Annotated in this window: 20 protein-coding genes and 2 pseudogenes; 9 read left to right on the forward strand and 13 right to left on the reverse strand. The window is 68.0% G+C overall.

What is annotated here, in order from left to right; all coding sequences use genetic code 11:
* Window positions 1-7 precede the first annotated feature (7 nt).
* Both CKW28_RS07160 and CKW28_RS07165 read right to left on the reverse strand, forming a co-directional pair.
* Window positions 8-1195, reverse strand: coding sequence for a cytochrome P450 (locus CKW28_RS07160; RefSeq protein WP_003927252.1), 1188 nt, complete (start codon window positions 1193-1195; stop codon window positions 8-10).
* Between the two features lie 35 nt (window positions 1196-1230).
* Window positions 1231-2016, reverse strand: coding sequence for a coniferyl-alcohol dehydrogenase (locus CKW28_RS07165; RefSeq protein ID WP_003927251.1), 786 nt, complete (start codon window positions 2014-2016; stop codon window positions 1231-1233).
* A 161-nt stretch (window positions 2017-2177) separates the two neighbouring features.
* Here CKW28_RS07165 and CKW28_RS07170 point away from each other — a divergent pair, with 161 nt between their 5' ends.
* Entirely contained in the window at window positions 2178-3671 is a 1494-nt protein-coding gene (locus tag CKW28_RS07170; RefSeq protein WP_003927250.1) for a coniferyl aldehyde dehydrogenase, read from the forward strand.
* Between the two features lie 7 nt (window positions 3672-3678).
* Window positions 3679-4887, forward strand: coding sequence for a cytochrome P450 (locus CKW28_RS07175; RefSeq protein ID WP_003927249.1), 1209 nt, complete (start codon window positions 3679-3681; stop codon window positions 4885-4887).
* A 7-nt stretch (window positions 4888-4894) separates the two neighbouring features.
* Here the strand turns inward: CKW28_RS07175 and CKW28_RS07180 are convergent, their stop codons facing one another.
* The 3 genes from CKW28_RS07180 to CKW28_RS07190 are packed head-to-tail and all read right to left on the reverse strand — an operon-like array spanning window position 4895 to window position 8471.
* Window positions 4895-5785 carry a metal-dependent hydrolase gene (locus CKW28_RS07180; RefSeq protein WP_003927248.1) on the reverse strand — a complete coding sequence of 297 codons (891 nt, stop codon included), beginning with the start codon at window positions 5783-5785 and terminating at the stop codon, window positions 4895-4897.
* Window positions 5782-6873: a hypothetical protein gene (locus CKW28_RS07185; protein WP_003927247.1), complete on the reverse strand. Its 1092-nt coding sequence runs from the start codon at window positions 6871-6873 to the stop codon at window positions 5782-5784. Before CKW28_RS07185 ends, CKW28_RS07180 begins: the two co-directional genes overlap by 4 nt.
* The gene (locus CKW28_RS07190) at window positions 6870-8471 is read right to left on the reverse strand and encodes a flavin-containing monooxygenase (RefSeq protein WP_003927246.1); all 1602 of its coding nucleotides are present in this window, start codon (window positions 8469-8471) and stop codon (window positions 6870-6872) included. The genes CKW28_RS07185 and CKW28_RS07190 overlap by 4 nt, the downstream gene beginning before the upstream one ends.
* A 100-nt stretch (window positions 8472-8571) precedes the next feature.
* Between CKW28_RS07190 and CKW28_RS07195 the strand changes: the two genes are divergently transcribed.
* Window positions 8572-9219 carry a TetR/AcrR family transcriptional regulator gene (locus CKW28_RS07195; protein WP_003927245.1) on the forward strand — a complete coding sequence of 216 codons (648 nt, stop codon included), beginning with the start codon at window positions 8572-8574 and terminating at the stop codon, window positions 9217-9219.
* Window positions 9220-9272: 53 nt separating this feature from the next.
* On the opposite strand, the gene CKW28_RS07200 is transcribed toward CKW28_RS07195, so the two are convergent.
* Genes CKW28_RS07200 through CKW28_RS07210 form a run of 3 tightly spaced genes read right to left on the reverse strand, consistent with a single transcriptional unit; the run spans window position 9273 to window position 12575 of the window.
* Window positions 9273-10928, reverse strand: a complete 1656-nt coding sequence (locus CKW28_RS07200) for a medium-chain acyl-CoA ligase Mig (protein WP_003927244.1) — start codon at window positions 10926-10928, stop codon at window positions 9273-9275.
* Window positions 10925-11551, reverse strand: coding sequence for a cysteine hydrolase family protein (locus CKW28_RS07205; protein ID WP_003927243.1), 627 nt, complete (start codon window positions 11549-11551; stop codon window positions 10925-10927). Before CKW28_RS07205 ends, CKW28_RS07200 begins: the two co-directional genes overlap by 4 nt.
* A gap of 7 nt (window positions 11552-11558) precedes the next feature.
* Window positions 11559-12575 (reverse strand): aromatic ring-hydroxylating oxygenase subunit alpha, encoded by a 1017-nt coding sequence (locus CKW28_RS07210; RefSeq protein ID WP_003927242.1) that lies wholly within the window; start codon window positions 12573-12575, stop codon window positions 11559-11561.
* A 114-nt stretch (window positions 12576-12689) separates the two neighbouring features.
* On the opposite strand from CKW28_RS07210, the gene CKW28_RS07215 reads away from it, so the two are divergent.
* The 3 genes and pseudogenes from CKW28_RS07215 to CKW28_RS07225 all read left to right on the forward strand — a co-directional run bounded on the left by CKW28_RS07215 (window position 12690) and on the right by CKW28_RS07225 (window position 16588).
* Window positions 12690-13709, forward strand: coding sequence for an NAD-dependent epimerase/dehydratase family protein (locus CKW28_RS07215; protein WP_040548016.1), 1020 nt, complete (start codon window positions 12690-12692; stop codon window positions 13707-13709).
* Between the two features lie 96 nt (window positions 13710-13805).
* Window positions 13806-15420 (forward strand): annotated as a pseudogene (locus tag CKW28_RS07220) (flavin-containing monooxygenase).
* A 124-nt stretch (window positions 15421-15544) separates the two neighbouring features.
* Window positions 15545-16588, forward strand: coding sequence for a TIGR03857 family LLM class F420-dependent oxidoreductase (locus CKW28_RS07225; RefSeq protein WP_003927240.1), 1044 nt, complete (start codon window positions 15545-15547; stop codon window positions 16586-16588).
* Between the two features lie 54 nt (window positions 16589-16642).
* Here CKW28_RS07225 and CKW28_RS07230 read toward each other — a convergent pair whose 3' ends face one another.
* Window positions 16643-18139 carry an acyl-CoA carboxylase subunit beta gene (locus CKW28_RS07230; RefSeq protein ID WP_003927239.1) on the reverse strand — a complete coding sequence of 499 codons (1497 nt, stop codon included), beginning with the start codon at window positions 18137-18139 and terminating at the stop codon, window positions 16643-16645.
* Window positions 18140-18200: 61 nt separating this feature from the next.
* On the opposite strand from CKW28_RS07230, the gene CKW28_RS07235 reads away from it, so the two are divergent.
* On the forward strand, window positions 18201-19283 hold the full coding sequence (locus CKW28_RS07235) for an LLM class F420-dependent oxidoreductase (RefSeq protein ID WP_003927238.1): 1083 nt from the start codon (window positions 18201-18203) through the stop codon (window positions 19281-19283).
* A complete protein-coding gene (locus CKW28_RS07240) occupies window positions 19280-20515 on the forward strand; it encodes a cytochrome P450 (RefSeq protein WP_003927237.1) in 1236 nt (411 codons plus the stop codon). Before CKW28_RS07235 ends, CKW28_RS07240 begins: the two co-directional genes overlap by 4 nt.
* Window positions 20516-20530: 15 nt before the next feature.
* On the opposite strand, the pseudogene CKW28_RS07245 reads toward CKW28_RS07240, so the two are convergent.
* A pseudogene (locus CKW28_RS07245) lies at window positions 20531-20869 on the reverse strand (amidohydrolase family protein); the annotation flags it as partial.
* A gap of 58 nt (window positions 20870-20927) precedes the next feature.
* Here CKW28_RS07245 and CKW28_RS07250 point away from each other — a divergent pair.
* On the forward strand, window positions 20928-22271 hold the full coding sequence (locus CKW28_RS07250) for an IS256 family transposase (RefSeq protein ID WP_003924898.1): 1344 nt from the start codon (window positions 20928-20930) through the stop codon (window positions 22269-22271).
* Here the strand turns inward: CKW28_RS07250 and CKW28_RS07255 are convergent.
* The 3 genes from CKW28_RS07255 to CKW28_RS07265 form a co-directional block, all read right to left on the reverse strand.
* A complete protein-coding gene (locus CKW28_RS07255; protein ID WP_081475455.1) occupies window positions 22173-23363 on the reverse strand; it encodes an amidohydrolase family protein in 1191 nt (396 codons plus the stop codon). The genes CKW28_RS07250 and CKW28_RS07255 overlap by 99 nt on opposite strands.
* Before the next feature lie 68 nt (window positions 23364-23431).
* Window positions 23432-23569 (reverse strand): CstA-like transporter-associated (seleno)protein, encoded by a 138-nt coding sequence (locus CKW28_RS07260; RefSeq protein ID WP_003924901.1) that lies wholly within the window; start codon window positions 23567-23569, stop codon window positions 23432-23434.
* Entirely contained in the window at window positions 23569-25860 is a 2292-nt protein-coding gene (locus CKW28_RS07265; protein WP_003924902.1) for a carbon starvation CstA family protein, read from the reverse strand. The genes CKW28_RS07260 and CKW28_RS07265 overlap by 1 nt, the downstream gene beginning before the upstream one ends.
* Between the last annotated feature and the right edge of the window lie 50 nt (window positions 25861-25910).

Genomic DNA, 25910 nt, shown 5'->3' on the forward strand with positions numbered 1-25910 from the left:
CGGCCGGTCAGCGCACCGGATCGAAGGTCACCGGGATCGCGGTGGGCGAGCGGAACGGCTGGCCGAAGATGTGCGGATCCCCGTCGGTGACCAATCTGAGGTCGTGTACCCGGCTCAGCAGCGTCTCCAGCGCGACCCGGGTCTCCATCCGGGCCAGATGCAAACCCATGCAGGTGTGCTCACCGGCTGCGAATGACAAGTGCGGCACCCGATCCCGGAAGATGTCGAACTCCTCGGGCCGATCCCAGCGGGTCTCGTCGCGGTTCGCCGAGCCGATGCAGGTGTCCACGACCGCGCCCGCGGGTATCGCCGCACCGCACAACTCGGTGTCCTCGGTGGTGAGCCGCTGCACCGTGGTCAGCGGTGTCTCGTGGCGCAGACCCTCCTCGATCGCCTGCGGGATCAGGCCGGGATCGGCCGCCACGGCCGCGAACTGTTCGGGATGGGTCAGCAGCAGGTAGATCAGGTTGCCCGAGGAACGGTAGGTGGTTTCGAGACCCGCGGGCAGCAGCAGTCGCAGGAATGAGTAGATGGCCTCGTCGCTGAGCTTCTCACCGTCGATCTCGGCGGTGACGAGGTCGCCGATCATGTCATCGGTCGGCTTCGACCGGCGGGACTCCATCTGCTCGAGGAAGTAGTCCTTGAGGGCGGCCGAGGCTTCGAACGCGCGCTGATAGTCGACCGTGTAACTGATCAGCTGAACCGCCCAGCGCCGGAACGTCGGCAGATCCTCCTCGGGCAGGCCGAGCATCCGGGAGATCACCCGGGTGGGGAACTCGAAGGTGAAGTCCCGGACCAGATCAGCGGTGCCGGTGTCGATGAATTCGTCGATCAGGGCGTTGACGATGGGGCGCACGATGCTCGGCTCCCAGCGGGCCAGCGCTTTCGTCTTGAACGCCGCGGAGATCAGATTGCGGTGCGCGCGATGAGTCCCACCTTCCATCGCCAGGAGGGTCGGACCGGTGAACAGTCCGATGGTGGTGTCGTACAACGCCGAGCTGAACACCCTGCCGTCACGGAGGACCCGGTTGACCGCGTCGAACGACATCGCCGCGTAACCGTCGGTGGGGCGCAGTGACTCCGGCGTCCTGGAGTAGTCGATCACGGTGCCGTGAAAGACCCCGGACCCGCGGCGCCGCTCGGCGAAGAACGGGTACGGATCCCGCAGATAGCCGGCCGGTTTGGCGGCGGTCATCACGGAGCCTGGTCCAGAATCCTCCACAGTCGACCTCACAGCTCGATGGGGATTCCGCAGGTCAGCGAGGTGATGTAACCGGCGTCGACATGGATGTCCTGACCGGTGATCCAGCGTGCCGCCGGTGAGCCGAGGAAGTCGATCACCGGCACGACATCGTCGACGGTGGCGTGCCGGCCGACGGTGGCGCGCACCATGTCGAGAATGTCTTTGCCCATGGTCCGCTCGAAGTCGGGCAGGATCGGCGTCTCGACCGGTCCCGGGCTGACGGTGTTGATCCGCACGCCGTACTTCGTCCACGCCGGGCCGGCCAACCGCTTGGCGTACAGGATCACGGCCTGTTTCGAGGAGCTGTACACCGGATAGGCCGGATCCTGCTCGGCCTGCCAGCGTTCCACGGCGTCGGCGTCGGTGGCGTCGAGCAACCCGGCCAGGGTTTCGGTGCGTTGTTCCCAGCCGACCGCGGCGGTCGAGGCGACCGCGACGACGGCGCCGCCCTGCCGCAGCCGCGGCAGCATTCCCTCGGTTATCAGCCGCATGCCCAGGTAGTTGATCTTGAGGACGTCGGCGGCCGCGGCGGTGCCCGGCACCCCGGCGACATGTGCCAGCAGGTCCCAGCCGGTGCCGATCTCGTCGAGGGTCCCGGCGATGTCGGCGGGGTCGCGCAGATCGCATCGCACGTGTCGTGCGGCAGGCGTGTCGTTGGGCTTGATGTCGACCGCGACGACATGCTCGCCACGGTTGTGGAAGTGCGCCGCGGTCGCGGCGCCGATTCCGGAACCCGCACCCACCACCACGATCCGCCGCGGTTCTGCGCCCATGATCTCTCGAGTCTCCCGCTGTCCTCACGGCCGCTTGATGGGCCGACTGTAACCAGAACTGTAAACAATTCGGGCCTGGTGGACAACGGTTGCCACAGCACTTACCGTTAGCCTTACCGCAGGGCTCACAAGAGATGCTGCCAGGGAATTCGGGAGAGGGCATGAGCACCGTCGATGAGCGAATCGACAGCCCGCCGGACGAACGGTCGGTGCTGCGCACCGTGCTGGACCGGCAACGCCGCGCATTCGAGGCCGAGGGCCCGCCGAGTGCCGCGGTGCGGCGGGACCGCATCGATCGACTGATGGCGCTGCTGCTGGAGAACACCGATGCGTTCGTCGACGCGATGGCGGCCGACTACGGCACCCGCTCGAAGGCCGGGTCGCTGTTCACCGAGGTGCTCGGTGTGGTGCCGGTCGTCGAACACACCAGACGCCATGTGGCGCAATGGATGCGGACCACCCCGTTGCTGCGTGCGGCGCGGCTGGTCGGACTGCGCGCCGAGGTCCAGCCCACCCCGCTGGGTGTGGTCGGCATCATCGGGCCGTGGAACTTCCCGGTCAACCTGGTGGTGCTGCCGGCGGCCGCCGCGTTCGCGGCAGGCAACAGGGTGATGATCAAGATGTCGGAGATCACCGGGCGCACCGCGGAATTGATGAAGACCCTGGCACCGACGTACTTCACCCCGGACGAGCTGACCGTGGCCACCGGCGGGCCCGACGTCGCCGCGGAATTCGCCTCGCTGCCGTTCGATCACCTGTTCTTCACCGGCTCACCGACGGTCGGAGGGCTGGTGCAGCGGGCCGCGGCCGACAACCTGGTGCCCGTCACCCTCGAACTCGGCGGCAAGAATCCGGTCGTGGTGGCGCCCAACGCCGATATCGGCCGCTCGGCGACCCGTCTCGCCCAGGCGCGGATGGTCAACGGCGGGCAGGTGTGTGTCTGCCCGGACTACGTCCTGGTGCCCGAACAGCGGGTGCAGGCGTTCGTCGACGGGCTGCTCTCCCAGTGGCGCACCATGTTCCCGACCATCATCGACAACGGTGACTACTGCTCGGCGGTCAACGACGCCAACTTCGACCGGGTGCTGAGCCTGATCGAGGACGCCCGCGAGCGGGGCGCCACCGTGCAACAGGCGGTGCCGGACGGCGAATCGCTGCCGGACCGGGCCACCCGGAAGATCCCGCCGACGGTGATCCGCGATGTCGACGACGATATGCGGATCGCCGCGGAAGAGGTGTTCGGACCGGTGCTCACGGTGCGGGGCTATCGGCGCCTCGACGACGCCATCGCCTACGTCAACGCGCGGCCGTCGCCTCTGGTCGCCTACTGGTTCGGGCCCGACGACGCCGACTTCCGGACCTTCGTCCGGCGTACCCGCAGCGGTGGTGTGGCCCGGAACGACTTCGCCGCCCAGATGATCCCGTCCGACGCCCCGTTCGGTGGGGTGGGCCGCAGCGGGATGGGCGCGTACCACGGCAAGGCCGGATTCGACACGTTCAGTCACCACCGCACCATCGTCGGCAGCGATCTGCCGTTCTCCATCACCGCAAGTGCCGCCCCGCCGTTCGGCGCGGCGATGCGGCGCGGCGCGGAGTTCCGACTCCGCATGGCCCGCAACCGAACCCGGCGTCGGATCCAGCGGAGGAGGCGTTGACCAGACGATGACGACGACGAAACTGATCTTCGACCCGTTCTCCGAGGACTTCTTCAACGGTCCCTATGAGACCTATCGGCGGATGCGCGAAGAGGCGCCCGTCTACTACAGCGAGGAGTACGACTTCTACGCGCTCAGCCGGCACGCGGATGTGGCAGCGGCGTTCAAGGACTTCGAGACCTACTCGTCTGCGCGGGGTGTCGACCTGGCCATGGTGCGCAATCCGGAACCGCCGCCGCACAGATCGATCATCATGATGGACCCGCCGGAGCATCGGCACATGCGCAGCCTGCTCAACCGGGTGTTCACCCCGCGGGCGATCCAGTCGCTGCGGTCGATGGTCGAGGAGGTCGTCGACGACTGTCTGGCTGCCGTGGATCCGGCGGGTTTCGACGCGGTGCAGGACTTCTCGGCGCTGTTCCCGATCGAGATCATCTCCCGGATGCTCGGCGTGCCGACCGAGTACCGGCAGCAGATGCGGCTGTGGGTCGATGATTTCCTGCACCGCGAACCCGGCGAGGTCGAGATGAGCCGACGCGGCGTCCAGGCCGCCACCGAGATGGCCGTCTACCTGTACAAGCTGACCAAACAACGCCGCCACGACCTCGGCGATGATCTGCTCAGCCGGTTGATCACCGCCGAGATCGAGCGGGAGAACGGGAAACGCGGACCGCTCGACAACGTCGAGATCACCCAGTTCGCCATGCTGCTCGGCGGTGCGGGCGCCGAGACCGTCACCAAACTGATCGGCAACGCCGCGGTGGTGTTCGCGCAGCACCCGGACCAGTGGCGGCTGCTGCTCGAGGACCGCTCCAAGATCCCCGCGGCCGTCGAGGAACTGCTGCGCTACGAGGCGCCGGCCCAGTACAACGTGCGGTGCTCGCGCAGAGAGGTGACCCTGCACGGCGTCACGATCCCGGCGGGTAAGCCGGTGTTCCTGATCGGCGGGTCGGCCAACCGCGACCCGCGGGCCTGGACCGACCCGGACACCTTCGACATCGAACGGGACCGCACCGAGGCGCAGAACCTCGGGTTCGGCTACGGCATCCACAGCTGCCTCGGCGCGGCGCTGGCCCGGATGGAGTCGGCGATCGCACTGGAGCGGATGCTGGACTTCATGCCCCGCTACGAGGTCGACTGGGACAACTGCCGCCGGGTCAACATGCAGAACGTCGCCGGTTGGCAGAACGTCCCGGTCCGCATGCTCGGCCGGTGAGTGCGGCTCAGCTGGTGTACCCGTGCGACACGTCGTCGCCGCGGTCGTACCGGGCGATCCAGTCGTCGGCGAAGGCCGGGATGACCGCGTGTGCCGGATTGTGCATCGGCGTCTGGCTGCCCAGCACCCGCCACGCGGTCAGCAGTTTCTGCCGCCACGGCACCGGGTGTAGCGCAGGCCGCACCCCGGGCATGTCGGGGTCCTTCCGGGTGCGGTGGACCAGCCGGTAGAGCGGGATGATCGTGCTGGTGTCGATCGCCCGGTCGGCCGGCGGCACATGCTCGTTGATGCCGTTGGTGATCAGCAGCACCACGTGCATGAGGTGACGCACGATGCGTGGCAGGGCCCGCATCCGGTACCACTTGTCGCCGACCACGGCATCGTAGATGAGCAGGGCCGAGCTGCGATGCTCGATCTCCTCGACGAAGTGCCACACGAACAAGGACGCCACCCGGTCGTCGCCGGGCCGGAACAGCGCCGCCTCGTGATCCAACAACATCGTGAAGAACGGGGTGAACGCCGCTTCCAGGTCGGCCACATAGGCCAGCCGGTGGCGCAGTGAGGTGGTCTCGGTCAGTTGGTCGTAGGCGCCGATCGCCGCGTCGAGGGTCTGCTGCAGGCCGGGATGACTGCGGATGAGCGCCCGCACATGCCGGCGGTGCGCACCGGCGTGCTGAGCCTCCTGCCGCAGGAACGCGTCCGCCTCCTCGGCCACCGCGGGATCGGTGATCAGCGGCATCGCCTCGCGGACCGCGGCGACGAGCATCTTCTCGAAGCAGATGGCCATGATCGAGACCATGTTCATGTAGGTGGAGAAGGCCGGGTTGGCGGTGTTCCAGTTGAACGGCACGGTCTCGTCGAAATCGAAACGGATGCGGCGGATCCGCAATTCGGTCATCGCGCAATCTCCTCGCGCTCGGTCCCGGCGGCGGTGCTGTCGCGCACCGAGACCGCCGCGGTGAGCACGGCCGCCACCAGGAAACACATTGCGGTGTAGGGAACGTTTCCGGCCGGGCCGTCGCCGACGCCGGCGAGTGCGGCGACCCACAGCGCCGCCAGCACCACCAGATACGCGGTGCCGAACACCCGCACGAACGTATTCGGCACCTCCGATCCGGTGACCCGCCGCCGCAATCGGGGGAGCATGGCACGCAGCGCGATCACCGCGAACAGCGCCATGTACACCACGTAGACCGCCCAGCGCAGCGGGCCGCCGGGGTCGCCGCGGCCGGCAAGTGCGATCGGGATGTTGACGATCGTCATCGACACCGGCACCAGCACCGCCACCACCAGGATGCACAACGCCAGCCCCATGGTGCCCCGGCGGCGGTCACCCCCGACGAGCAGCAACACCAAGGCGGTCAGCACGGCCGGCCCGACGGTGGCGAACAGCAGCACGCTGGCCATCGGCACCGACGCCAGCATCGGCTCGTTGATCACGTTGCCGCGGTTCCACGTCCACCACTGCAACTGCGGGCCGAGCTGGTCGAACACCTCGTAGAAGCACTGGTGGACGAACCCGACGCAGATCGCGCCGACGACGATGCCGCGGTCCCGGAAGATGCCCAGGCTGCGCACAATCTCGTAGGCCACCATCGCCATCGCCGGATACAGCGCGACGATGTACAGCGGCAGCCGGTCGTAGAGGAACTGGACCGTGAAGATGTTGTGCGCGAACACCGCCCCGATCAGCTCGTCGACCCCGAACGCCGCCGGGAAGTACAGCGGCGGTTCGACGATCAGCAGGTACAGCACGGTGGCGCACCACAGCACCAGGTTCACCGGGTCGCCGTCGCGGCGCAGCCGGCGCACCGCCCACCACAGCGCCAGCACCGCACCGGCGACGATGAGCAGTTCGATCACCGGCAGCGTCCAGTTGGTCAGCCCGAACGGATTGCTCAGCCGCAGCGCCGGCGGCGAATCCTGGCAACTGAAGCCGAGTTCACGCGCGAGCGCGTCGATGTCCGGGGTGCACTGGTCACTCATACGGCCTCGTTTCCCTCGGCGTGCCGGAGTGCGCGGACCGCGGATCGGGCGGCCGCCGGCCGGCGCTCGAAGCGGTAGTCGGTCAGCGGCGGACGGTGGGCGAACACCAGCGATTCGGTGATGGTCTGTGGCCGGTGGTACACGGTGTCGCGCTGGGAGTTGACGTAGTACGTGTTCACCCCCGGGTTGCACCGCGTGTAGTACAGCCGCGCGGCCTTGCCGGCCTTCCGCATGCGGGCATCCCAGCGTCCGAACGCCTCGTCGGTGACGGTGACGACATCGGCACCGCGGCGGCGGGCGGCGTCGATGATCCGCACCGCATGCTCGGCCATGGTCTCCACGAAGTCGGTCCAGCCCACGCCGACGAACGCCAGCGGGCCGACGATCTCCCACCGGTTCGGCAGCCGCGGATGCGCGGTGCCGCCGTAGCTGCGCAACCCGTTCTCCCGGTAGTCGAGTGCGAGATCGAACCCGGCGTCGCCGAGAATCGTTCCCGGGAAGTAGGTCTCGGGATCTGTCCACAGTTCGTAGCCGGTGGCGGTGACGATGAGGTCCACCGGGCGCTCGACACCGTCGGTGGTGCGGACCCCGGCCGCGGTGATGCGCTCGATCGGCGTGGTGATCAGGTGGGTGCGCGGGTCGTTGAACGCCGGCAGGTAACTGCCGGAGATGATCGGCCGCTTGGCGAGGATTCCGTGTGCCGGCATCAGTCTGCGGCGGGTCTGCGGATCATGCACCACGGCGCGCAGCAGGACGCGGAAAGCGAACCGGGCCAGGGAGTCATAGCCGCGCAGCAGCCGCACCAGCACGCGGTCCGGGACATGCGCCATCAGGTGCACGATCGGCACCACGAAGAACAGGTCGAACACCGCGCGGCCGATGTTGTGCAGGACCGCGGCGACGCCGGGCAGCTCCAGCACCCTCTGCAGCGCCCGGGGCAACGCGAAATCCGGGCGGGGCAGAATCCAGTTCGGGGTGCGCTGGTAGACGTCGAGGCGCGCGACCCGGCCCGACAGAGCCGAGACGATCTGGGCGCCGCTGGAGCCGGTGCCGATGACCGCCACCCGCTTGTCCCGCGTGTCGTACCCGTCGTCCCAGCAGTTGGGGCGCAGGACCTTACCGGTGAAATCGCTCAGCCCTTCGAGGTCGGTTGCCCGGGCGTTGACGTAGCCGCCCACCGAGCTGATGACGAACCGCGCCGTCACCGGCGGCCGGTCACGGACCGTCAGCTGCCACATCGCGTTCTCGGCATTCCACCGTTGTCCGACCACGTCATGGTGTGGGCGCAGCAGCGGATACAGACCGAGGCTGCGGGCGGTGTCGGTGAGGTAGCGGTGGATCTCCGGACCCGGCGCGAAAACCCTGCTCCACCGCGGGTTTCGGTTGAACGAGAACTGGTACCACAGGATCGGGATGTCGACCGCGAGGCCCGGGTAGTGGTTGTCACGCCAGGTGCCGCCGAAATCGTCGCCGCGCTCCAGAATCGCGATATCGGTGATTCCGCGCCGGCGGAGCTTGTGCGCGGCCGCGATACCGCCGGGACCCGCGCCGATGATCGCGACGTCGTATTCGGGACGAACGTCCCCGGTCACCGTCATGGCGGTCCCCTTCGGCCGTCAGTGATACCGAAACCCTGACGATACAGTCGTAGCAGAGATGTATCGCCGGTGTAAAGGGTTGGCCGGTACATTCGCCTGCATGCGCACGCACGGCTGGCGGGGGACACCGCCCAGGAGCGACGACGAGGCGGTCGAGCGCATCCTCGCGGCCACGCACCGGTGCGTCGCCGAACGTGGCGGGCAGACCACGATCGCGCACGTCGCCGCCGAACTCGGGGTCAGCCGGGCGACGGTCTATCGATACTTTCCGAGTACCTCGGCGTTGCTGCAGGCCGCTGCCGTCGAGGGCACCCGGCGATTCCTGCACCGCATGGCCGAGCGGCTCGGCCGCATCGACGATGTCGCCGACGCGATCATCGAAGGAGTGGTGCAGACCGTCGCGGCCGTGCCGAACGAGCCGTACCTGCGACTGCTGCTCGACGAGCCGTCACACGTGCTGCTGCGCGACGTCACCTCGGAGTCCGCGCGTGAGATCGGCAAATCCATGTTGCTCGAGAGCACCTCGGTGGACTGGGCACGGCTGCGGCCGGCCGCGGAGATCGTCGACGAGCTCGATGAACTCATCGAATGGTCGCTGCGGATCGTGCAGTCGTTCCTGACCGACCCCGGCGACCCGCCGCGATCACCGGACGCACTGCGGGCGCACCTGCACCGGTGGCTCGGCCCGGCGATCCGCGAATGGGTCGCCAGCGTCGGCATCGACGCCGAACAATCGCCACCGGAGTGACCGCCGAGAGTGTTCTCCTGGACGCGAATTCGCCGGAAGTGGCGGCGGGAATGCTATTCCGCGGCGACGGAGGCGGTCGCCTGCTCGCGGGCCCAGCGGTAGTCGGCCTTGCCGGCCGGGCTGCGCTGGATCACCGGCCGGAAGACGATCGCCTTGGGCAGCTTGTAGCGGGCCAGTGCACCGGCGGCGTGCTCGATGAGCGCCTCGGCGTCGGCGGTGGCTCCCTCCGCGAGCGCGACCACCGCCACCACCTCCTGCCCCCACCGGTCACTGGGCCGGCCGGTCACCACCACATCGGCGACCGCCGGATGGGAGGCGAGCGCCATCTCGACCTCTTCGGCGAAGATCTTCTCACCGCCGGAGTTGATGGTCACCGAGTCCCGGCCGAGCAACTCGATGGCCCCGCCGTCGAGGTGGCGCGCCCGGTCACCGGGAACCGCGTAGCGCACCGTGTCGATGACCGGGAAGGTGCGTGCGGTCTTGTCGGCATCGCCCTTGTAACCCAGCGGGACGTAACCGCGTTGTCCCAGCCAGCCGAGGCCGGCGTGGCCGGGCGGCAGCACAGTGCTGAAATCCTCGGCCAGCACACAGGTGTCCGGCCCGGGATTGAACGTGCCGGTGGCGACGGCGCCGTTCATCGACATGTGGGTCATCTGAGCGCCGGTCTCCGACGAGCCCACACCGTCGACCACGATCGCATCGGGCAGCAGATCGATCAGCCGTTGCTTGGTGGTCGGCGTGAGGAATGCGCCCCCGTTGGCGATGACGGCCAGCGACGGGGTCTCGCACACACCCTGCTCGAGGGCGTCGGCGAGCGGGCGGGCGATCGCATCGCCCACCACCGTCACCACCGAGACGTCCTCCCGCTTGATGGTCTGCAGCGCGTCGACGGCGTCGACCCGGTCCACGACCGACCCGAACACCACGGTCTGCCCGGTCGTCAACGCCGTCATCGCGGCCCACTGCGCGGCGCCGTGCATCAACGGCGGCAGGATCATCATCTTGGTGCCCGGATTCGCCGCCGCCCGTTCGGCGATCTCCCCGTAGCTGCCGGCTGCCTCCCCGCCGTACAGCGACCGTCCGCCGAACGCGGTCATGAAGATGTCGTGCTGACGCCACAGCACGCCTTTGGGCATGCCGGTGGTGCCGCCGGTGTAGAGCACGTACAGATCGTCCGGGGACGGTTGCACCGGTGGCGGATCGGCCGGGCCGTTGCTCACGATCGATTCGTAATCGACTGCGCCCTCGAGGAGTTCGTGACCGGAGTCGTCGGCGATCTGGATCAGCACCGGCCGCCGCGGCAGGTTCGGCAGGATCTCGGCGACCCGCGGTGCGAACGCGGCGTGGTAGAGCAACGCGGTGGCGCCGGCGTCGGTGAGCAGATACTCGAGTTCGGCGCGCACGTAGCGGAAGTTGACGTTGAACGGTGCAACCCGGGCCCGGAACGCGCCGAGCAGCCCCTCGAGGTACTCGCTGCCGTTGTAGGCGTAGATGCCGAGCAGATCCTGTCCGCACTCGTGCGGCGCCAGCCCGTCCCGTTCGGTATGGCAACCCAGTCCGCGGGAATGCAGGTAGGCGGCCAGCCGGTTGGACCGGGCGATGATGTCGGTGTAGGTGAACCGGCGGTCACGGTGCACCACGAGCTCCCGGTCCGGAAGCACCGCCGCGACGGTGTCTGCCACCTGCGGAACCGTGAATTCCGTTGTCATCCAGCCTCCTGCTTCCACGTGTCCAGTAGGTCGTCGGTGGTGCTGACCGTGGCCAGCAGTGCCAGGGTGTTGTCGATGATCGCGTTGCCGTAGTCCGCCGGCACCCCGGCCACCGCGTCGCGCGGCAGGACCACACGGTACGCGGCGTTGACGGCGTCCATCACCAGATTCGGGATGGCGACGTTCAGCGAGACTCCCACCGCGACGATGGTGGACACCCCGAGGTTGCGCAGGATCGCGTCCAGATCGGTTCCGCCCATGGGGCCCACGCCGTGCCAGCGGTAGAGCACCACATCCGAGGGCGCCGGGCCGAATTCGGGCAGCAGCGTCGCGCCGGCGCTGCCGGGGGTGATGTCGACCGACCCGCGGCCGACGGCGAACAGCCGTGCATTGTGGTTGGAGCCCAGCCCGTCCGGGCGACGCTGAACCAGGCAGTGCACCACGCGCACGCCGGCCGCCCGGGCGGCGGGTAGCAGCCGGGCGATGTTGGGCAGGGCCTCGCGGCGGGCCTCGTGGGCCAGTGCGGCCAGCCCGGCGTCCGGCCCGACCACCGCACCCTGCAACTCCTGGGTGACGATCGCGGTGTGCGCGGGCCTGATCAGCTCGGCGAGCGGTGGGGTCACGCCCGGCTCACGGCAGCCCGGCCGGCGCCCCGGTTGGTGCGACCTCGTAGAACTGCTGGGCCCATTTACGCAGCGCCATATAGGGTTTCGCATCGACTCTGGACAAGGCCGGGTTCTCGACGTACTTCTGGTAGCGCCAGATCTCCAGATCGTCCCACACGGTCACCAGGTACTGCTTCTCGACGCGGGCCCGCACGTCATCGGGCGGCACGTCGGACGGGTCCCCGGGATTGCGGGGCCACCAGATCGAATAGAACATGTTGGAGTATTCGTCGTCGACCGGGGTCACCGCGAAGATCAGCCGATGGTTCGAGGCGCCCTCGAAGGCGCTGATCGCACCGCCCAGCCCGAACATGTGGCTGTGGATGCGCAGTGCCATCTTGTCCGGATCGTCGCTGCTCTCGGCCGGCCAGCCGGTCAGGAACTGCCACTGCTGGTCGACGATCTTCCACTCCAGCATCCGCGGCGTCACCGTGGCGCGGTGCACGTACCTGAAATGTGCGCTGTCCGGGCCGTTCTCGGCGACGATCTGCGGGTGCACCGGTTCGTTCCCGGCGAACCGGGAGAACTCCGGATACGGCCGGTAGTAACGCTGCGGGTCGGTGTCGAACTGGGGGAACGACCGGAAGATGTCGGGCATCTCCCACTGCGGTTCCTTACCGTGGGGGTGATGCCAGATGAACACGCAGTCGTACTGCTCGAGCACCGGGTACACGCGCAGCGTGAGCGCCTTGTTGGGGCGGTCCGGCTGATAGGGGATGTGGGTGTTGCGGCCGTCCGGGCCCCAGCGCCAGCCGTGGAAGGGGCACTCCACACAGTCTCCGATCACCGTGCCGCCGTGGCCGATATGGGCGCCGAGGTGTTTGCAGTGTGCCTCCATGACGTGCAAGGCGCCGGATTCGTCGCGGTAGGCGACGAGATCCTCACCGAAGTAGCGCAGCGGCCGGACCTCGCCGACCGGGAACTCCGGCGCCCAGCCGATCATGAACCAGCCGGTGACCTTCCATGTGAACGGTACCTTCACCCCGGTGCCCTCCTCAGCAGCGAATCAGCGCTTCGAGCCCATACTAAACGTATTACAGTATAGATTTCAGCGGGATGGTGGCAGTCGATGACGTCGGAGGCCGGAGGAATGCGGATGAGCGGCCGTAGGGCACTGGTGATGGGGGCGAGCGGTTTCCTCGGGTCGCACGTCACCCGCAGGCTCGTCCAGCGTGGCGACGACGTGCGGGTCCTGCTGCGGGAGACCAGTCGCACGCGGGGCATCGATGATCTCGATGTGGACCGCCGCTACGGCGACATCTTCGACGACGAGGTGGTGCGCGCCGCGATGGCCGACCGCGATGTCGTCTACTACTGCGTCGTCGACACCCGGGCCTGGCGGAGCGATCCCGCCCCCCTGTTCCGCACCAACGTCGACGGTCTGCGGCGGGTGCTCGACATCGCCGCCGAAGCCGATCTGCACCGGTTCGTCTTCACCAGCACCATCGGCACCATCGCGGTCGGCACATCCGGCCGGCCGGCCACCGAGGACACCCCGTTCAACTGGGCGGGCAAGGGCGGTCCCTACATCGCATCCCGCCGGCAGGCCGAGGAGCTGACCCTGGACTACGCCCGCACCGGCCGGGTGCCCGCCGTGGCGATGTGTGTGTCGAACACCTACGGGCCCGGCGACTGGGTGCCCACCCCGCACGGCGCCCTGGTGGCCGCCGTGGCGACCGGCAAGATGTCGTTCTACATCCGCGGCGTCGGCGCGGAGGTGGTCGGCATCGAGGACGCCGCCGAGGCGATGCTGCTGGCCGGCGAACACGGCCGCATCGGCGAGCGGTACATCGTCTCCGAGCGCTACCTCACCCAGCGGGCGGTGTTCGACATCGCCGCCGGCGCCGTCGGGGTGGATCCGCCACGGTTCGGGGTGCCGCTGCCGCTGATCTACGGATTCGGCGCCGGCGCAACAGTTGTCGGCCGGGTGCGCGGCCGCGACCACCGTCTCAACCTCAACTCGGTGCGTCTGCTGCACCTGACCTCGCCGCTGGACCACTCCAAGGCCACCACCGAACTCGGCTGGCAGCCCGCTCCGGCGCCCGAGGCGATCCGGCGCGCCGCGCAGTTCTTCGTCGAACGCCGGCGTCGACACCGGGCCGCGGCCGGCCGGTGACGGCTCGCCGCTGGGCCCACCGAACCGGTCATCGGAGACCGCGACATTACCGTTTTGCTTACCGTAACCTGCACGGTAACGGGGAGGAGGTGCAGCGTGGCCGACGTCTACGATGCGATCGTCATCGGTGCGGGGTTCTCCGGGTTGTACGCCCTGCACCGGCTACGCGAGCTCGGGTTCCGGGTCCGTGCGTGTGAGAAGGCCGAGAACGTCGGCGGCACATGGTATTACAACCGCTACCCGGGAGCCCGCTGCGACATCGAGAGCATCGAGTCCTCCTACAGCTTCTCCGAGGAGATCCAGCAGGAGTGGGTGTGGACCGAGACCATGCCCGCCCAGCCCGAGATCGAGGCCTACCTCAACTTCGTCGCCGACCGGTTCGACCTGCGCCGCGACATCGCGTTCGGCACCGAGGTCGTGGCGATGACCTTCGACGAGCGGACCGACCGGTGGGAGGTGCGGACCCGGGCCGGCGAGCGGTTCACGGCGTCCTACGTCGTCGCCGCGTCCGGAATCCTGTCGGTGCCGCTCCAGCCCGACATCCCCGACCGCGACACCTTCGCCGGACCGTCGCTGCACACCGCCGACTGGCCCCGGGACGGGGTCGACCTCACCGGAAAACGCGTCGGTGTCATCGGCACCGGGTCCACCGGCGTCCAGCTGATCCCGGTGGTCGCCCGCGAGGCCGGTCATCTGCACGTGTTCCAACGCTCACCGGCCTACACGCTGCCGTGGCCGGTGCGCGCGCTGCGACCGGGCGAGCTGGACGAACTGAAGCGGAGGTACGGCGAGATCCGCGCCGCCCAGCGTGAACACCCCGTCGGCGCCGCCCGGCTGAGCGCGTTCTCGGTGATGCTCGACATGCTCAGCAGACCACCCCTGAAATCGGCCGGCCGGGAGGAGCGGCTGCGCGCGATCGAGGAAACACGGGGTGGCCGGCGCGGTCAGCTGGGGCGACGTGTTCTTCGACATCGAGGCCAACCGGATGGCGACCGAACTGTACGGCGAGGTGATCGCCCGCATCGTGCGGGACCCGGCCACCGCCGCGGCCCTGGTGCCCAGCCACCCGTTCGGCTGCAAACGGCCGATCATCGACCAGGGCTACTACGAAACGTTCAACCGCGACAACGTCACCCTGGTCGATCTGCGGGCCGAGCCGATCCGCACCGTCGACGCGACCGGCATCAGCACCGAACGGCGGCACTACGACCTCGACGTGATCGTCTACGCCACCGGTTTCGACGCGATGACCGGCGCGCTGACCCGAATCGACGTCCGCGGCCGCGACGGCGCGGCGCTCCGCGACGTGTGGGCCGATCAGGGACCGGTGTCCTACCTGGGCCTGCAGGTGGCCGGCTTCCCGAACCTGTTCCTGGTGCAGGGGCCGGGAAGCCCCTCGGCGGCAACGAACTTCATCGCCGCGATGGAACAGCATGTGGAATGGATCTCCGACTGTCTGGCGCATCTTCGGGTCAACGGCCACCGCAGCATCGAGGCGACGGCCACGGCGCAGCAGGACTGGGTCGAGCATGCGGCGTCCCTGGTGGCCGGAACCGTGCTGGTCCACCCCCGTTGCAACTCCTGGTACAACGGCGCCAACGTGCCCGGTAAGAAACGGATGTACATGGGCTACACCGGGGGCATTCCGGAATACCGCCGCCGCTGTGACGAGATCGCGGCCGCCGGATACAAGGGATTCATCCTGCGATGACGGTTCCCCCGCCGACGACCTGTTGGGTGACACCGTCATCCGCCACGAGGGAGTCGACCTTGCGGATGGTCGATGGCAGGATCACCGAAGTCTCACATCGCGGGTACAAGCAAGGAGTCTGGACATGAACCGACCGCTCGACGAGCTGGGCTACTACCTGCTGGCGGGCGCCGGCGGGGAGGGTCCGGCCACCCTGATGGACGAGGCCCGCCGCGGTGAGGAGCTGGGCTTCGGCACCGCGTTCATCTCCGAGCGGTGGAACGTCAAGGAGGCGTCCTCGCTGGTGGGTGCCGCGTGCGCGGTCACCGAACGGATGCAGATCGCCACCGCCGCCACCAACCACAACACCCGCCACCCGCTGATCACCGGATCCTGGGCGACCACCATGCACCGGCTGTCCGGCGGCCGGTTCACCCTCGGCATCGGCCGCGGCGTGGCCGCGATGTACGCCGCGTTCGGGATCCCCCCGGTGACCACCGCGCAGATGGAGGACTTCGCGCAGGTGATGCGCCGGCTGTGGCGCGGAGAGGTGATCTTCGACCACGACGGGCCGATCGGCAGGTATCAAGTGCTGTTCCTCGACCCGGATTTCAACGAGGACATCCGGCTGGCCATCGTCGCGTTCGGCCCGCAGACGCTGGCGCTGGGCGGCCGGATGTTCGACGACGTCATCCTGCACACCTATTTCACCCCGGAGACACTGCAGCGCGCGGTCAAGACCGTCAAGGACGCCGCCGAACAGGCCGGCCGCGATCCGGCCGAGGTGCGGGTGTGGTCGTGCTTCGCCACCGTCGGTGACCACCTGCCGGAGGAACTGCGGCTGAAGAAGACCGTCGCGCGGCTGGCCACCTATCTGCAGGGCTACGGCGATCTGCTGGTCGAGACCAACGGCTGGGATCCGGCGGTGCTGCGGAAGTTCCGCGACGACCCGGTGGTGCAGTCGATTCCGGGCGGCATCGACCACAAGGCCACACCCGAGCAGATCGAGCACATCGCCACGCTGATCCCCGATGAATGGCTGGAACCCGCCGCGACCGGATCGGCGCGCCAATGCGTCGAACGGATCCGCAAGGAGTTCGACTACGGCGCCGACGCGGTGATCATGCACGGCGCCACCCCCGACGAACTCGAGCCGATCGTCGCCGAATACCGCGCCGTCGTCGGGTGATTTCGGCGTGCTGACGATCGCTCAGCGACCGTCAGCACGCCGAAATCGCAACGGTCAGGGGGTGATGACGGTGCGGGCCACCGGTTCGGCCATCTCCTGACGGCTGAAGATGCCGTGCTGCAGCGCCGCCAGCAGCCGGTTGCGGGTCTCGACCGGTGAGATGAGCTCGTCGAAGCCGAGGTGTCCGGCCGACCGGTAACTCGCCTCAAGCTCCATCTGCTTGAGCACCTCGGTGTAGTCCTCACCGGCCTTGGTGGCCCGGCTCAGCGCGGCGGCGCTCATCGCGCCCATGGTCGCGCCCGGATAGGCGAACGTCGCCACCTGATTGTCGAAACCCAACAGCGACATCGCCATCGACCCGAAGCCGAACGCCTTGCGCAGCGTGAGGTGCAGCTTCAACGTCGTCGCCGCGGTCTGCGCGGCGAACATCCGGGCCCCGCTGCGCAGCACCCCGGCCCGCTCGGACGCGCTGCCCGGCAACATGCCGGGATTGTCGGCCAGGAACACGATCGGCAGGTGGAACGAGTCGGCCACGCTGATGAAATGCGCGGCCTTGTCGGCGGCGTCGGCGTCGATCGATCCGGCCATCACCTGCGGCTGATTGGCGACCACCGCCACCGGATATCCGCCGAGATGGGCCAGCGCGCAGATGATCGCCGGCCCGAACCGGGGCTGCACCTCGAACCAGTCCGGCCGGTCGAACACCACGTCGAGCACCGCGCGCATGTCGTAGGCGTGCCGGTTGTCCCGGGACACGATGTCGAGCAGCTCGGGGGTTGGCCGCGGTTCGGCGGTGTCGTCGGCCAGCCGGGTCGGCGGATACGACCATGCCGACGACGGGAAGTAGGACAGGTAGCGGCGGATGTCGTCGATGACCGCCTCGTCGTCCTCGGCGTGGTTGTGGATCACCCCGCTGGCCAGCGCGACCTCGGGGCCGCCCAGATCCTCCTTCGAAACCTCCTCGCCGGTGGACTCTTTCACCACGGGCGGGCCGGCGGTGAAGATCGCACCCTGGGTGCTCATGATGGTGAAGTCGCACACCGGCGCCACCAGCGCGCCGTGCCCGGCGGACGGGCCGAGCACCGCCGACACCGTCGGCACCTTGCCGGAGCACCGGGCCTGGGCGATCAGGTCGGTCGGGGTGCGTCCGTAGTGCTCGCCGCTGGGCCGGAAACCGGCGCCCTCCAGCAGCATGATCAGCGGAACCTTGTTGCGCAGCGCCAGTTCGGCCAGCCGGTACCGTTTGGCGTTGCCGCCCGGGCCGATGCTGCCGGCCAGCGTGGTGAAGTCCTCGGCGCCCACCATCACCGGGGCGCCGTCGATCCGGCCGGCCCCGGCGACCAGGCCGTCGGCCGCGATGTCACCGCCCACCAGCGTGCCCAGCTCGTGGAAACTGCCCGGGTCGAGCAGCCGGTCGATGCGGGCGCGGGCGTCCAGCTTGCCCGTGGCGTGGTGTTTGGCGAGCCGCTCCGGGCCGCCCATGCCGTACGCCCGCTCACGGCGGCAGGCCAGGTCCTCGAGCGTCTCTTTCCAGTCCTGTGCGTCCGTCATACGCCGTGCCTCACTCGGGGTCGTTGACCTTACTGAATTGCTTACTGTAGCGTCATCGCCCATGGGTGGCGGCGCGGTGTCGGGCCTGAAGATCGACAGGGGTATCCCCAGTCAACTCGACCGGGTGCCCGACGTCGCGCGAACGCTGGAACGGCAGGGTTACGACGGGTGCTGGACCGGTGAGATCAACCACGATCCGTTCCTACCACTGTTGCTGGCGGCCGAGCACACCACGCGGCTGGAGATCGGGACCAGCATCGCGGTCGCGTTCGCCCGGAATCCCATGACGGTGGCCAACATCGGTTGGGATCTGCAGGCTTACTCGCGGGGCCGGTTCGTCCTGGGGCTCGGCACCCAGATCCGGCCGCACGTCGAGAGGCGGTTCTCGATGCCGTGGAGCCATCCGGTGCGCCGGATGCGGGAGTTCGTCACGGCGCTGCGGGAGATCTGGTCCTGCTGGCGCGACGGCACCCGGTTGTCGTTCCACGGAGATTTCTACTCGCACACGCTGATGACGCCGATGTTCGTGCCGGAGCCGCAGCCGCACGGCGACCCGAGGATCTTCCTGGCCGCGGTGGGACCGGAGATGACCCGGATGTGCGGGGAGGTGGCCGACGGGCTGCTCGCGCACGCTTTCACCACCCGGCGCTATCTGGACGAGGTGACCCTCCCGGCGCTGCTGGACGGGATGAACCGCGCCGGACGGCGACGCGGTGACTTCGAGGTGTCCTGCCCGGTGTTCGTGGTGACCGGGACGACCGAGACCGAGTTGCGCGCCAACGCCGTCGCGACCCGTAGACAGCTGGCGTTCTACGCGTCCACACCGGCCTACCGCAGCGTGCTGGACCTGCACGGGTGGGGTGATCTGCACACCGAGCTGCACGCGCTGTCCAGACGCGGGGAGTGGGACGCCATGGGCGAGCGCATCGACGACGACGTGCTGGCGGCGTTCGCCGTCGTCGCGCCGCTCGACGAGCTGGCCGGGCGGCTGCGGGAACGCTGCGCCGGGGTGATCGACCGGGTGCTGCCCGCATTCCCGGCCGGCGTACCCGAGACCGCCGTCACCGCCGTCCTGCACGAGCTGCGCGCCGCCCCGTCCCCCACGACCAGCCCAGTCTCCACCGAGAGGAGCCGCCACCCATGAGCACACCGATCATCGACGAGGCCGCCCGGGTCTTCGCCACCCCCAAGGCGTACACCGATGAACGGGCGCTGCATGCCGCTCTGACCCACCTGCGCGCGCACGCGCCGGTGTCCTGGGTCGAGGTGGACGGCTACCGGCCGTTCTGGGCGATCACCAAACACGCCGACATCATGGCGATCGAACGGGACAACGAACTGTTCACCAATTCACCGCGTCCGGTGCTGATCACCGCCGAGGCCGACGAGCTGCAGGCCGGGGTGGGCATCCGCACGCTGATCCACCTCGACGACCCCGAGCATCGCGATCTGCGGGCGATCGGCGCCGACTGGTTCCGGCCGAAGGCGATGCGTGCTTTGAAGATCCGGGTTGACGAGCTGGCGAGAATCCACGTCGACAAGATGCTCGAGCTGGGGCCGGAGTGCGACTTCGTGCAGGAGGTGGCGGTCAACTATCCGCTGTACGTGATCATGTCGCTGCTCGGCGTGCCCGAGGCCGATTTCCCGTTGATGCTCAAGCTGACCCAGGAGCTTTTCGGCAGCGACGACGAGGAGTTCAAGCGGGGCGCCAGCCAGGAAGATCAGATGACCGCACTGCTCGAGATGTTCGAGTATTTCACCAAACTCACCGCGTCGCGCCGGGAGAACCCCACCGAGGATCTCGCGTCGGCGATCGCCAATGCGAAGATCGACGGAGAACCGCTGTCCGACATCGACACCATGTCCTACTACGCGATCGTGGCCGCCGCCGGGCACGACACCACCAGCGCGACGATCTCCGGCGGGCTGCTCGCCCTGCTCGAGCATCCGGATCAGCATGAGCGGCTGCTCGCCGATCCGGAGTTGATGCCGCTGGCGGTCGAGGAGATGATCCGCTGGGTCACCCCGGTCAAGGCGTTCATGCGGACCGCGCAGCGGGACACCACGGTGCGGGACGTCCCGATCAAGGCGGGGGAGTCGGTGCTGCTGTCGTACGTGTCGGGCAACCGCGACGAGGAGGTGTTCGACGACCCGTTCGGCTTCGACGTCGGCCGGGATCCCAACAAACACATCTCATTCGGCTACGGCGTGCACTTCTGCCTCGGCGCGGCGCTGGCTCGCATGGAGGTCAACAGCTTCTTCACCGAGCTGCTGCCGCGGCTGAAGTCGGTCGAACCGGCCGGCCCGGCCGAATTCGTCGCGACCACCTTCGTCGGCGGGCCGAAGCACCTGCCGATCCGCTACGAACTCCGCTGACCCTCGTGCGCGGGGTCAGCTGTTGGCGCTGGCCGCGGCGTGCAGTGCGTCGCCGCGGTTGCCGGTGTGCTTGCTGAGTGCGCGGATGGAGACGTCGTGGCCTTCGGCGGCTTTGCGTAGGGCTCCGACGGTGGCTTTGTCGCGGGGGATGTGGGTGAAGGGGTCGAAGGAGTACCAGCGCATGGCGTTTTCGTGGGTGATCTTGTTGATCTCGTCGTCGGGGACGTTGTTGGCGGTCAGCACCTCCCACAGTTCCTCCGGCGCGCCGGGCCACATCGAGTCCGAGTGCGGGTAGTCGGCTTCCCAGCAGATGTTGTCGATGCCGATGCGGTGGCGTAGTTGCACCCCGACCGGGGGCGTGTTTAGTTTTCTGTGTAAGCCGTGCTGAAAGGACACGCAGCAAGAGATGACGATGACCGATGAAAAGGGCACTTCCTCGACGACGGGTAACGAGCTCGTCGCGCAGCTCCAGGCCAGCGGTGCGCTGGACGAGTTGTTCGCCAAGATCGACTCCGGCGAGGTCGAGATCACCGGCTCGGACGGGCTGTTGCCGGCGCTGTTGAAGACGACCCTGGAGCGGGGCCTGCAGGCGGAACTGACCGGCCATCTGGGCTATGAGAAGGGCGAGCCGGCGCCGGCTAAGCGCCCGAATGCCCGCAACGGCACCACCTCGAAGACCATCGAGTCCGAGGTCGGCTCGTTCACCATCGACGTCCCCCGGGATCGGGCCGGCACGTTCACCCCGAGGTTGATCCGCAAGGGCCAGCGCCGTCTGGACGGGCTGGACGACATGATCATCAGCCTCTACGCCGGCGGCATGACCGTCCGCGAGATCGAGCACCATCTGGCCACGACGATCGGCGTGGAGCTGTCGGCGGGCACGATCTCGGCGATCACCGACGCCGTGGCCGACGCCGTGCTGCAGTGGCAGAACCGGCCGCTGGAGGAGTTCTACCCGGTCATCTACCTCGATGCCATCCGCATCAAAGTCCGCCAAGACCACCGGGTCGTGGGCCGCTCGGCCTACATCGCCGTCGGCGTCGACCTCGAGGGCATCAAGCACGTGCTGGGGATCTGGGTCCAAGACACCGAGGGCGCCTCCTTCTGGGCCCACGTGTGCGCAGACCTGGCCAATCGCGGCGTCCGGGACGTACTCATCGTGTGCTGCGACGGCCTGGCCGGCCTTCCGGAGGCGATCGAGGCGACCTGGCCCGACTCGATGGTCCAGACCTGCGTAGTGCACCTGATCCGGGCCTCGATGCGGTTCGTGTCCTACGGCGATCGCAAGAAGGTCGCCGCCGAGCTGAAGAAGATCTACACCGCCCCGAACGAGGAGACCGCCCTGGCGGCGCTGGCCGAGTTCGAGGCCTCGGCCTGGGGCGCCAAGTACCCGCAGACCGTGGCGACCTGGACCGCGGCGTGGGAGCGATTCACGCCGTTCCTGCAGTTCCCGCCCATGCTGAGGCGGGTCATCTACACGACGAACTCGATCGAGTCGCTGAATTTCCAGCTGCGCAAGGTCACCAAGAACCGCGGCCACTTCCCGAGCACCGAATCGGCCGTCAAGCTGCTGTGGCTGGCGATCTGCAACATCGAAGACCGAAGGGCCCGCGAACGCGCCGCCGAGAAGGGCAAGCCCGCCGGGCAACGGAGGGCCTCAGGCCGCCTCGTCGAAGGACAAGTCACCACCAACTGGAAACAAGCCCTCGCCCAGCTCGCGGCCGCCTACCCCGACCGCATCAACCCCTACCTCTGACCACCCGCATACACAGAAATCTTGACAGGCTCCGGTCAGCACCTCCCACAGTTCCTCCGGCGCGCCGGGCCACATCGAGTCCGAGTGCGGGTAGTCGGCTTCCCAGCAGATGTTGTCGATGCCGATGCGGTGGCGTAGTTGCACCCCGACCGGATCGGAGATGAAACAGGTCAAGAAGTGCTCCCGGAACACCTCGCTGGGCAGTTTGCCGCCGAAGTCCTGATGGGTCCAGGTCGAATGCATGTCATAGGTGCGGTCCACCCGTTCCAGAAAATACGGGATCCAGCCGGTGCCGCCCTCACTGAGCGCGATCTTCAGATCCGGATACTTCTTGATCGGCGCCGACCACAACAGATCGGCGGCGGCCTGCACGATGTTCATCGGCTGCAGGGTGATCATCACATCCATCGGCGCGTCCGGGGCGGTGATCGCCAACTTGCCCGACGAACCGATGTGCACGTTGAGCACCATGTCGGTGTCACACAACGCCTCCCACATCGGCTTCCAATAGTCCAGATCGTGAAAACTCGGATACCCCATCGCCGCCGGATTCTCGGTGAACGTCAACGCGTGCACCCCCTTGGCGGCGACCCGGCGGATCTCATCGGCACACAACTGCGGATCCCAGATCACCGGCAACGCCATCGGGATGAACCGGCCCGGATACGCCCCGCACCACTCCTCGATATGCCAATCGTTGTACGCCCGCACCAACGCCAACGAGAACTCACTGTCCTCGGTGACGAACAACCGCCCCGCAAACCCCGGAAACGACGGAAAACAGATCGACGCCAAAATCCCCCCGGCGTTCATGTCCTTGACCCGCTCATCGACCTGCCAACACCCCGGCCGGATCTCATCGAGCCCCTGCGGCTCCAGCCCGTACTCCTCCTTGGGCCGGCCCGCCACCGCATTGAGCGCCACATTCGGGATCACCACATCCCGAAACTGCCAGGTATCCGAACCATCCGGGTTGTGCACCAACCGCGGCGCATCATCGAGATACTTCCTCGGCAGATGATTGCGGAACATATCCGGCGGCTCAACCGTGTGATCATCCACGCTGATCAAGATCATGTCGTCCTTCTGCACGACGACACCCCCCTCCGCAGACAGGCTTACCGTAATGCTCTCAGGCTAGCCTCCGCGGCGGCGCGGCATCAGCAACATCGCGGATTCGGGCTCGCATCGGTGGCCGCGTGCCGCATCCGCCAGTACTCCCGTTCGGTGAGCACCGGTTCCCCCGGATGGGTGCGCAGCCGATGCCGGACGTAGCGGTGATAGTGGTTGTCGCCCATCAACGTGGCGACGTACCAACCGATCCCGCGGAGGAGGCGGCCAAGGCGTCCCACTGCTTCTGCACCTCCTTCTCCGCGGCGGTGGCGATCAGGCCAGACGGGGCGAAGATCCGCGACGGCACCGGCTCGTCCTCGGAGGTCGGGACGCCGTCGCCGCGCAGATGGCGTATCACCATCACCGCACCGGCGGCCACCACCGTGATCACCAGCAGCGCGAACACGATCGACAAGCTGCCCTGGATGAACGTGTTGCGGATGACGTCGTCGATCTCACCGGGCGTCTTCGCGGCGCCGAACGCGGTCTGGCCGGCGGCCTTGGCCTCGCGGTACTGGAAGTGCTGTGTCCAGTAGCCGACCTTCGGATCGCCGGAGAAGATCTTCTGCCAGGACGCGGTGAGGGTGACGGTCAGATCCCACAGCAGCGGAACCCCCGGTATCCAGGCCCACTTGAGGTGACCCTTCTTGATCACCACGACCGTCACCACGGTCAGCGCGATGGCCGCCAGCAACTGGTTGGCGATACCGAACAGCGGGAACAGCGTGTTGATCCCGCCGAGCGGGTCGGTCACCCCCATCAGCAGGATGCCGCCCCAGGCCGCGACGACGATCACGCTGCACACCCAGGCGCCGATCCGCCAGCTGGGATCCTTGAGCCTGCGCAGCGGCCCGCCGAGGTTGCTCAGCCCGTCGGACAGCATGAACCGGGCCACCCGGGTGCCGGCGTCCACCGTCGTCAGGATGAACAGCGCCTCGAACATGATCGCGAAGTGGTACCAGTAGGCCTTGAGCGCATCGCCGCCGAAGACCTTGCTCAACACCTCCGACATGCCGAACGCCAACGTCGGGGCGCCGCCGGTGCGCGAGACAATCGACTCCTCATCGATGCTCCTGGCGGCCTCGTCGATCTGTTCGGCGGTGATCGGCGCGCCGCGCAGGTCGAGCCTGTTGACGTATTCGGCTGCGGTGGCGGCGGTTCCGCCGGTCTGCGCCGCCGGCGCGTTGAGCACGAAGTACAGATGCGGGTTGATGATCGCGGCGGTGATCAGCGCCATGATCGCGACGAACGACTCGGTGAGCATGCCGCCGTACCCGATCAGCCGCATCTGGCTTTCCTTCTCCAGCAGCTTGGGCGTGGTGCCGGAGGCGATCAGCGAGTGGAAGCCGGACAGCGCCCCGCAGGCGATGGTGATGAACAGGAACGGGAACAGTGAACCGGCGAACACCGGGCCGTCCCCGCGGGTGGCGAAGGTCGAGATCGCCGGCGCCTCCATCACCGGACGCGCCAGCAGGATGCCCACCGCCAACAGTGCGATGGTGCCGACCTTCATGAAGGTGGACAGGTAGTCCCGCGGTGCGAGCAGCAGCCACACCGGAAGCACCGACGCCGCCAACCCGTAGAGGATGATGCACCACGACAGGGTGACCGGAGACAGGTCGAACCACGAACCGCCCCAGGAGGTGTCGGCCACCCAGTCGCCGGACACCACGGCCAGCAGCAGCAGCACGACACCGATCGCGGAGACCTCCGACACCCGCCCGGGCCGCAGGTAGCGCAGATACATGCCCATGAACAGGGCGATCGGGATGGTCATCGCGATGGAGAAGACACCCCACGGGCTCTGTGCCAGCGCCTGGACCACCACCAGCGCCAGCACCGCCAGCAGGATCGTCATGATGACCAGCACCCCGACGATGGCGGCCGCGCCGCCGACGGCGCCGAGTTCGTCGCGCGCCATCTGACCCAGCGAGCGGCCGCGCCGCCGGGTCGAGATGACCAGCACCAGATAGTCCTGCACACAGCCGGCGAGCACCGCGCCGATGATGATCCAGATGGTTCCGGGCAGATAACCCATCTGCATCGCCAGAACGGGTCCGACCAGCGGGCCGGCGCCGGCGATGGCGGCGAAGTGGTGGCCGAACAACACCCGCCGGTCGGTGGGCATGTAGTCGGTGCCGTTCTCGAAGAGTTCGGCGGGGGTGGCGTTGTCGTCGCGGGGTTTGACGATCTTGAGTTCGACCAGCCGGGCGTAGAACCGGTAGCCGACGATGTAGGTGCAGATCGCGGCGATGACGAACCACACCGCGTTGACCGTCTCACCGCGGAAGAACGCGATGATCGCCCACGCCACCGCGCCCAGCAGCGCGATGATCCCGAAGATGATCTTGTGCCTGGTGGTGATCGGGGAGCGGTCGATGATCGCGACCGGCGGCAACTTCTCGTCGGTGCGGATGTAGGTGATGTCGCCGCGCTGTTCCTCGATCCGGTCCGCAGATGCGGTGGATGTGCCCACGATCCCTCCTCTGCCAGGCGCACCGGCGCCGATCCTCGCACCGCGCCGGG

Origin of the sequence: Mycolicibacterium thermoresistibile, assembly GCF_900187065.1 — a bacterium.
Lineage (GTDB): Bacteria > Actinomycetota > Actinomycetes > Mycobacteriales > Mycobacteriaceae > Mycobacterium > Mycobacterium thermoresistibile.